Origin of the sequence: Campylobacter sp. BCW_6463 (genome assembly GCF_001762785.1) — a bacterium.
Classification (GTDB): Bacteria; Campylobacterota; Campylobacteria; order Campylobacterales; family Campylobacteraceae; genus Campylobacter_D; species Campylobacter_D jejuni.
In genome coordinates, this window is sequence record NZ_MJXL01000076.1 from 1 (window position 1) to 8475 (window position 8475).

Here is an 8475-nt window from a genome sequence, read left to right on the forward strand (position 1 = left end):
CCGGTAGAGCATCTCCCTTTTAAGGAGGGGGCCGTTGGTTCGAATCCAACACGGGACACCATTTTTATTGTTAGGGTTATGACCCTTTCGTCTAGTGGCCCAGGACAACACTCTCTCTGTGTGGAAACAGAGGTTCAAATCCTCTAGGGGTCGCCAATTATAGGTCGCTTAGCTCAGTTGGTAGAGCGCCACCCTTACAAGGTGGATGTCATAAGTTCGAGTCTTATAGTGACCACCATTTTATAAAATCATAAATAGGTTTTATAATCTCTACTTCTTTACTTTGGATGCAGCGGTAGTTCAGCTGGTTAGAATGCCGCCCTGTCACGGCGGAGGTCGCGGGTTCGAGCCCCGTCCGCTGCGCCATCTTGCTTGGTAACAATTTTATAAGTATAATTTGCAAAATAATAAAAAATAGAGCTAAGGAAAAAAATGCTTATTATTGGACATAAATTATTAAAAAATTTAGATTTTTCTTTTATTGAAAGTGTTGAAGAAGTTAAAGATAATAAAGTTTATTGTATTGTTTATGATGAAAAATTGATTTCTTATTTAAGTCAAAATGATTTTGAATTTGCTATTTTAGTTCAAAATAAAGACGAGATATTTTTAGCCAATGCTTTAGGAGCTAAGTTTTTGCTTTGCAATGACAAAAAACTTGCAAAATTTGCTAGCAAGGTTGCAGAATTTTATGTTTTTGATAGTAGGGTTTTAATGATTGTTGATAAATTAGAGAATTTTAAAAAATTTTATAAATTAAAAATCGATGGAATGATTTTAAAAGATAATATAGATAATTTTCCTAAAAACTGATAAATTCTTTTGTAAAATAAGTGCTAATTGACGAGGTTTAAATAATGCAAAAAAAATCTTTTTTGAAAATTTACGGATTAATTCCTTTTTTACTTATAGCATTCATCAATGCTTTTGTGGATTTGGGACATAAAATTATTATTCAAAATACTATTTATAAGGCCTATGAAGGAAGCGAGCAGTTATTTTTAAATGCTATAGTTAATGCTTTGATTTTACTTCCTTTTATTCTTATGCTTTCTCCTTCGGGTTTTTTAGCGGATAAATATCCAAAAAATATTGTAATGAAAATTTCAGCAATTTTCAATGTTGTACTCACTTTAATAATTTGCATTTGTTACTATAGCGGTGCTTTTTGGATGGCTTTTATTTTTACTTTTATAATGGGAGCACAAGCAGCGATTTATTCACCAAGCAAATACGGTTTTATCAAAGAACTTGTAGGAAAAGACTTTCTTGCTATGGGCAATGGTGTAATTAATGCAGTAAGCATTATGGCAATCTTAGCAGGAATGGCTTTATTTTCTTTAAGTTTTGAAAGTCTTTATAGCTCTACGTATAATCAAACAGATGAAATTTTAAAAGAAGTAGCGCCTTTAGGAATTGTGCTAATTTTATTTTCTTGTATCGAAGTATTTTTTGCGTGGCGTTTACCTAAGCTCAAACAAACAAATAAAGATTTAGTTTTTAATAAAAAAGACTATATTCATGGAAAACTTCTAATAAATAATCTTAAGCTTGTTTTTAAAAATAAAACTATTTGGCTTTGCATAATAGGAATTTCATTTTTTTGGGCTATATCTCAACTTTATCTTGTTAGCTTTCCTGTCTTTGTCAAAAATGAACTTTTCATAGAAAATACTTTTTATGTGCAAATTTCACTCGCTTTTTCTGGTATAGGAGTGATTTTAGGCTCTTTAGTAGCTGGTAAATTTTCAAAAAATTATATAGAACTTGGACTTATTCCACTTGGTGCATTGGGTATGTTTTTAATGGCTTTTTTAATGCCTTATTTTATAAGTTTATTAAGTTATAGTTTTTTATTTTTCTTTTTTGGATTTTGTGGAGCTCTTTTTATCGTTCCTTTAAATACTTTAATCCAATTTCATGCCAAAGAAAATGAATTGGGGCAAATTCTTGCAGGAAATAATTTTTTTCAAAATATTGCCATGTTAGGATTTTTAGTCTTAGCAACTTTATTTGCAAAATTTGAAATCAATGTGGTTTATTTGTTTTATTTTATTACTTTAGTAACCTTTATAGGAGGTTTTTATATACTTTTAAAATTTCCCTTTTCTTTAGTGCGTATACTTTTAAGCATAGCTTTTTTACAACGATACCGCTTACTTGTAGAAGGTTTTGAAAATATACCAGAAAAAGGCGGAGCTTTGCTTTTGGGTAATCATATTTCTTTTATTGATTGGGCTGTTGTACAAATGGCAATTCCAAGAAAAATTTATTTTGTTATGGAAAGAAGCATTTATTCTAAATGGTATATTAAATTTTTTCTTGATAAATTTGGCATTATTCCTGTATCAAGCACGGGAAGTAAGACGAGTTTAGAACTGATAGCAAAGCATATCAAAGAAGGTAATTTAGTTTGCTTGTTTCCTGAAGGTACACTTTCAAGACATGGACAATTAAATGAATTTAAAGCAGGATTTGAATTAGCTTGTGAATATTTAAGCGAAGATGATGGAAAAATTATTCCTTTTTATATAAGAGGACTTTGGGGTAGTGCTTTTTCAAGAAGCGATGAAGAATTTTCAGCAAGAAACCGCACTTTAAATAAAAGAAAAATTGCTATAGCTTTTGGTAAAGCTATGCCTTTGCATTCTAAAAAAGATGAAGTTAAAGCTAAAGTTTTTGAACTTTCTTTTATGGCTTGGAAATCACAATGCGAAGCTATGCATACTATAGCAAGAGCTTGGATAGATACAGCTAAAAAAAATCTAAATCAAATAGCTATTATCGATACACTAGCTGGAGATATTTCTTATAGAAAAATGTTGAGTCTTAGTTTAATTCTTAATTTTTTTATTAAAAGAAAATCCAAAGAATTAAACATTAACCCTCGGCGTGGAAGTTACGCTCCTAAAGAGGAAGCTATAGGAATTTTATTACCTGCTTCTTTTGCAAGTTCTTTAACCAATCTATCTGTTTTAATCGCAGAAAAAATTGCAGTAAATCTTAATTTTACGGCTGGAGAAAAAGCTCTAAAAGCAGCTATAAAAAATGCGCAAATTTCACAAATTTATACTTCTAAAACTTTTTTAGAAAAATTAGCAAATAAAGGTATAAACCTAAATTTCGATACAAATATACATTTAATTTATTTTGAAGATATTGTAGAAGATTTTAAAATGCAAAAAACTAAAATTTTTAGCATGATGTTAGCAGTTAGTATTATACCTAGTTTTATACTCAAAAGCATCTTCACTCCTTCAAAAAACAATCTTGCCATCGCAGCTATTTTGTTTAGTAGTGGAAGCGAAGGTTCTCCAAAAGGTGTTATGCTCAACAACCGTAATATTTTAAGCAATATAGCACAAATTTCTGATGTGCTTTGCACAAGAAATAATGATGTCATTCTCTCATCTTTACCACCTTTTCATGCTTTTGGACTTACCGTAACTACATTTTTGCCTTTGCTTGAAGGTATTAAAAGCATCACTTTTTCAGATCCAACCGATGCCTTAGGGGTTGCCAAAGCTGTTGCTAAAAATAATGTCACTATTATGTGTGGAACTTCAACCTTTTTAGGAATTTATACAAGAAATAAAAAGCTTGATGCTTTAATGTTTGAAAGTTTAAGAATAGTTGTATCGGGCGCTGAAAAACTAAAAAATGAAGTAAGAACTGCTTTTGAAATGAAGTTTAAAAAAAGCATTTTTGAAGGTTATGGAGCTACGGAAACTACACCTGTGGCGAGTGTAAATTTGCCGAATCGTTTTGATGCGGATTATTGGCTTATGCATCGTGCCAATAAAGAAGGAAGTGTAGGAATGCCTCTACCTGGAACTGCAGTGCGTATTGTTGATCCAAATAATTATGAAAATTTAAAAACAAATGAAGATGGACTCATACTTATAGGCGGTCATCAAGTTATGGTAGGCTATCTTAATGACAAAGAAAAAACCGATGAAGTGATTAAAGAAATTGATGGTATAAGATGGTACAACACGGGAGATAAAGGGCATTTAGATGAAGATGGTTTTTTATATATTGTCGATCGTTATTCTCGCTTTGCAAAAATTGGCGGAGAGATGATTTCTTTGGGTACAATAGAAGAAGAAATTGCCAAATTCATAGATACTGAAGTGGTTAAATTTTGTGCCACATCTTTAGAAGATGAGAAAAAAGGGGAACAAATTGCTTTACTCATAGAATGTAATAATGAAATTTTTGAAAGAGTATGTGAGATTATAAAAAATTCTAATATACCTACACTTTTTAAACCTAGATATTATTTTCAAATAGAAAAAATTCCCCTCCTAGGTTCAGGAAAAGTTGATCTTAAAAAAGTTAAAGAATTAGCTAAAAATTTAGCCATATAATTTGAGCTTATAACAAAGCCCAAATTAAAATTGGCATAGAAACAAAAGCAAAAAGAACTCCAAAGGCTACAGCACTTACGGCTAAATTGCTATCTAGTTTAGCTTTCATTACCATAGCTCCTGCTAAGGTCATAGTAGGAGCTGCGCTTTCTATAATAGCAACAATGGTAGAATTTTTTAATTCTAAATTAAATATTTTTAAACAAAATACAAAAAATAAAGGAGCTAAAATCATTTTAGCAAAGATGACAATTACTGTAGGTTTGTAAGAGGTTTTAATCGCCATAAAGCCAAGTCCTAAACCTATGGCAAAAAGTGCAACAGGGGTTGCAGAAGCGCCAAATAAACGAATAGGAGAGAAAATAAATTCAGGTAAAGTAATTAATTTGCACAAAAAACCAAAAAGCAAAGCTAAAAAAGGTGGAAAACTAAGAATTTTTTTAACATTAGCAAGTAAACTGACTTTTTCTCCATTTCCCAAAGAAAGTATAAAAGGTCCAAAAAGTGATATAGGTAAAGTTGTGGCTAAAGCATCGTAAAATATAACTTCAGCGCTAAATTGTGGGTCATTAAATATACCAGCAACAATAGGCATACCCACAAATATAGTATTTCCAAAACAAGAAAGCAAAAACATACTGACTAAAGTTACTTTAGAAAAATGAAAAACTTTTCCAATAAGAATAGCAAAAAAAGCTGCTAGTATACAGCTAAACAATCCAATAAAAATAAAAATAATCAATGAAAAATCAAAATTTAAATGATATGCTTTATCGAAAATCAAACAAGGTAAAGCAAAAATAATAGCAAAATCTAAAAAAGTCCTAGCTTGTTTTTGCTTTAAAACGCCAATTCTTTTGGCAAAATATCCGCCTGCAAGTAAAATAAAAATTGTAAATAATGGTATAAAAACAAACATTGAATAATCCTTTTTAAGGGATGGTTTTTGAAAACGGATAGAATTATATTCTTTATACTTAAAAAAAATCTTAATATTTTTTAAGTTTTTTAAAAAAAACCAATATTTTTTATTTTTTGTAACTTTAAGAAATTGTAAGTTGAAATTTGATTTTGAATAGTTGGTATTTTAAGTTGAATGATTATAATTTTAAATAATGGTGCGGTTAGCGAGATTTGAATAATGCTAATAAAAACACTACTATACAATATTTATAAATAGCATAAAAATAAAAAGTTAGGATAAAAGTTAGGAAAATTATAAACATTATGTTTATTCCTATTTTTTTAATATTTTTACCATTGTATTTAAAAGTGTATATTAAAGAGTTGATTGAATATATACCGCTCCCGCTAAAAGAAGCGAGAGCATAGGCGAGTGATTGATTGTTATATATTGTTTGAATTGGAGTTTAATTTTTTTCAATTTCTTCAAGATTATATAATGGTTTTCTTACATTTGTACTAATTTTATATTCCTTAATATATCCTGACTTAACCCAATTTCTAATTGTTAGGATATTTACATTAAGCATCTTTGCTATTTCTTCTCTATTATAATATTTTTCAACCATTTTTCCTCTCCTTTTTTTTGGGGGGGGGGTCTTCTATTTTCTGAAAATCGAGAATGGTTTCTTTTGATATGTAATAACCTTTTCCTAATTTGAGGCTTTTTAGAGCACCTCTTGAGATCCATGTACGAACTGTTGTATGGGTTACAGAGTACATTTTTGCAACTTCATCGACAGAATAATAAGTTTGCTCTTTAAAGCTTCCATCTTCTTGTAGTTTTTTAATTATTTTCATTCTATTGTTATCCTTTCTAATTTTTTTCTATAAAATCTTTTTCAAGCAAATAATCTTTGTTAATGTTTAAAGAATTTTTAGCTCTTGTAACTGCCACATACAAAAGATTTAATTCTTCTTTTGCTATGGTAATTTGTTCTCTTTCTTCAAGTTCTTGCTTGATGTTTAAAAAATCATCAATAATTTCAACATTATTCCACTCTAAACCTTTGCTCTTGTGTCCTGTACTTAATATCAAATCAGCTTGTTCTTGTTTTTTAACACAGCTTTTTTCAATATCTTTGATAAGCTTTATAATATCGCTATGTACATATTTAAAAAGAACAAATATTTTTTGTTTTAAGTCAACCTCTTTAGTTTCGTTGATATATTCAAGAAGTTCTTTTAAGTCGGCAAATTTTGCAATAAACTGATTTTTGATATATTTGTGTTTTTTAAAAAGAAGATTTTGTATGTCTAATAACTCATCAAAACTATAACTATTCACCCCTCCCACAAAAAATAATTTTTTATTTAAATTTTCTACTGCTATATCAAATAGTTTAGCATTAGTTCTGCATATTATAGCTTTTGCTTCATTTTCATTATTTTCCTTTCTTGGTTTTAGCGTTCCTTTAAAATCTCTTGGAGCATTTAAAATTCCCAAATAAGAATTGGCAATAGTAGCTATGCTTTGTGGGCATCTAAAGCTTTGAGTTAGATATAAAATATGAGATTTTGGCATAGATGCTAATACTTCTAAGGAATTTACAGCACCTCTGAATTTATAAATGCTTCGGAATGTATCTCCTATAAAAACTTTTTTAGCTTGCTTTTGGTTAAGAGCAATGTCGATAACACAAGCGTTGATATCCTGTGCTTCATCCACTAAAATAAAATCATATTCTAGCTTTGGTTTTGTAAGTTGAATTAAAAGAAGTTATAAATAATTATTTGTATAGCAAAGAACTTGAAAATATAGATTTTACATCTATAAAATTATTTGAAGGACCAATTGCAAAATATAAATTTTTTACACTGAAGATAAATTAAATACAATAAAACTAAAGTTTTATGAAATTGTTGGAATAAAACTTAAAAACATCAATAAGATAAATCAAGATAAATATTTATTATCAATTTCTGATGTTGTATGCGGATTATATGAAATTTTATTTATATAGATAATATATATTTAAAGAACACTTTATTGTTTTATAGGCGTATTTTACTAGAATTTGTAGAATATTTATTAGAATATCAAGATGAAATGCAAATAAACGATATAAAAACGACTTTTTTAGTCAATTTTCTTAATTATTTAGAAAATAATTCAAAAAATGGCAATAAACTATCAAAAAAACAAAAATAACTTATTTGAGAGTATTAACTAGCTTTTTTTATAAGCGATAATAATGATGATTTGTTTATTTTTTCCTTTGATATGAAGAAAATTAGATTTAGAACAGAAAAATCAGAAGAAAAATTAAATTATCTTAATGAAAATGAAATTATAAGGCTAAATAATGTTTTAGAGAAAGAAAAAGCAAAAAAAGAAGTTTATAATAGTTTTAGAAACTCTTTACTGATAAAACTTATGCTTTATGGAGGACTTAGAATTTCTGAAGCTTTAAATGTAAAACTTTGTGATTTTGAAGAGGTTGATGATGAAATATTAAAAATATCCATAATAGGCAAGGGTGGTAAAGAACAATTTGCATTTATTAAAAAAGAAGTAGATGATGAGCTTGAATATTTTAAAGAAAATATCCAAGATCATGATTACATAATGCAAACTAGCATAGGAAAACATTTAAATAGAAGCAATGCTTTTTTGATTGTAAATAATATTTACGCTAAAGCTTTGATCAGCAAAAAAGGACTTCATTTGCTTAGACACACTTTAGCCATGAGATTAACAGCCAAAGGAACAAACCTTGTGGTCATACAAAAAATTCTAAGACATGCAAATCTAAATACTACCACTATATATGCCAAAGCAACAAATGATACAATAAAAGCTGCGTTATTGAATAATTAATTTTTCTAAAATTGAGTATTTGCATAGACTTCTTTTTGAAGTCTATGCTGTGAATCTTTCTAATAAAAGTTTAGGTTCTCCGCCAAGTATTTTGATGAAATTTGCAATTCTTGATTGTATTATTTCTACGGAATACATACCTCCTAAACCGCCTAAAGCATAAAATAATTCTTCGAAAATGTCTTCTTTGTTAAATTCAAGTTCTTCTATGTCAATAAGATCAGGAGTTCGGCTACATTTTTGTAAATTTTGATATATTTTGACTAAAATCTTGATTTTTTGTAGATTACTTTCAGCCTCTAAATAAGAATTTAAGTGTAT

General features: G+C 28.6%; 7 protein-coding genes, 3 tRNA genes and 1 pseudogene. 6 read left to right on the top strand and 5 right to left on the bottom strand.

Going from position 1 to position 8475, the window contains the following annotated elements; genetic code table 11:
• The first annotated feature begins 80 nt into the window (after positions 1-80).
• The 5 genes from AJ884_RS08210 (at position 81) to AJ884_RS08230 (ending at position 4370) form a co-directional block, all read left to right on the top strand.
• Positions 81-156 (top strand) — tRNA-Arg (locus tag AJ884_RS08210).
• Positions 157-162: 6 nt separating this feature from the next.
• A tRNA-Val gene (locus AJ884_RS08215) sits at positions 163-238 on the top strand.
• Positions 239-289: 51 nt separating this feature from the next.
• Positions 290-366: transfer RNA gene (locus AJ884_RS08220), tRNA-Asp, on the top strand.
• A gap of 66 nt (positions 367-432) precedes the next feature.
• Positions 433-813: a hypothetical protein gene (locus tag AJ884_RS08225; protein ID WP_070233912.1), complete on the top strand. Its 381-nt coding sequence runs from the start codon at positions 433-435 to the stop codon at positions 811-813.
• 44 nt (positions 814-857) lie between these two features.
• Positions 858-4370 (top strand): acyl-[ACP]--phospholipid O-acyltransferase, encoded by a 3513-nt coding sequence (locus AJ884_RS08230; protein ID WP_070233913.1) that lies wholly within the window; start codon positions 858-860, stop codon positions 4368-4370.
• 7 nt (positions 4371-4377) lie between these two features.
• Here the strand turns inward: AJ884_RS08230 and AJ884_RS08235 are convergent, their stop codons facing one another.
• The 4 genes from AJ884_RS08235 to AJ884_RS08245 form a co-directional block, all read right to left on the bottom strand.
• Entirely contained in the window at positions 4378-5289 is a 912-nt protein-coding gene (locus AJ884_RS08235) for an AEC family transporter (protein WP_002861688.1), read from the bottom strand.
• A gap of 451 nt (positions 5290-5740) precedes the next feature.
• Positions 5741-5902, bottom strand: coding sequence for a helix-turn-helix domain-containing protein (locus AJ884_RS09995; protein ID WP_153882520.1), 162 nt, complete (start codon positions 5900-5902; stop codon positions 5741-5743).
• Entirely contained in the window at positions 5895-6134 is a 240-nt protein-coding gene (locus AJ884_RS08240; protein WP_044779479.1) for a helix-turn-helix domain-containing protein, read from the bottom strand. The genes AJ884_RS09995 and AJ884_RS08240 overlap by 8 nt, the downstream gene beginning before the upstream one ends.
• A 16-nt stretch (positions 6135-6150) precedes the next feature.
• Positions 6151-7002 (bottom strand): 3'-5' exonuclease, encoded by an 852-nt coding sequence (locus tag AJ884_RS08245; RefSeq protein ID WP_250493671.1) that lies wholly within the window; start codon positions 7000-7002, stop codon positions 6151-6153.
• A gap of 303 nt (positions 7003-7305) precedes the next feature.
• Between AJ884_RS08245 and AJ884_RS08255 the strand changes: the two are divergent.
• A pseudogene (locus AJ884_RS08255) lies at positions 7306-8154 on the top strand (tyrosine-type recombinase/integrase); the annotation flags it as partial.
• A gap of 42 nt (positions 8155-8196) precedes the next feature.
• Here AJ884_RS08255 and AJ884_RS08260 read toward each other — a convergent pair.
• On the bottom strand, positions 8197-8475 hold a 279-nt coding region (locus AJ884_RS08260; protein ID WP_186820846.1), incomplete at its 5' end, for a hypothetical protein.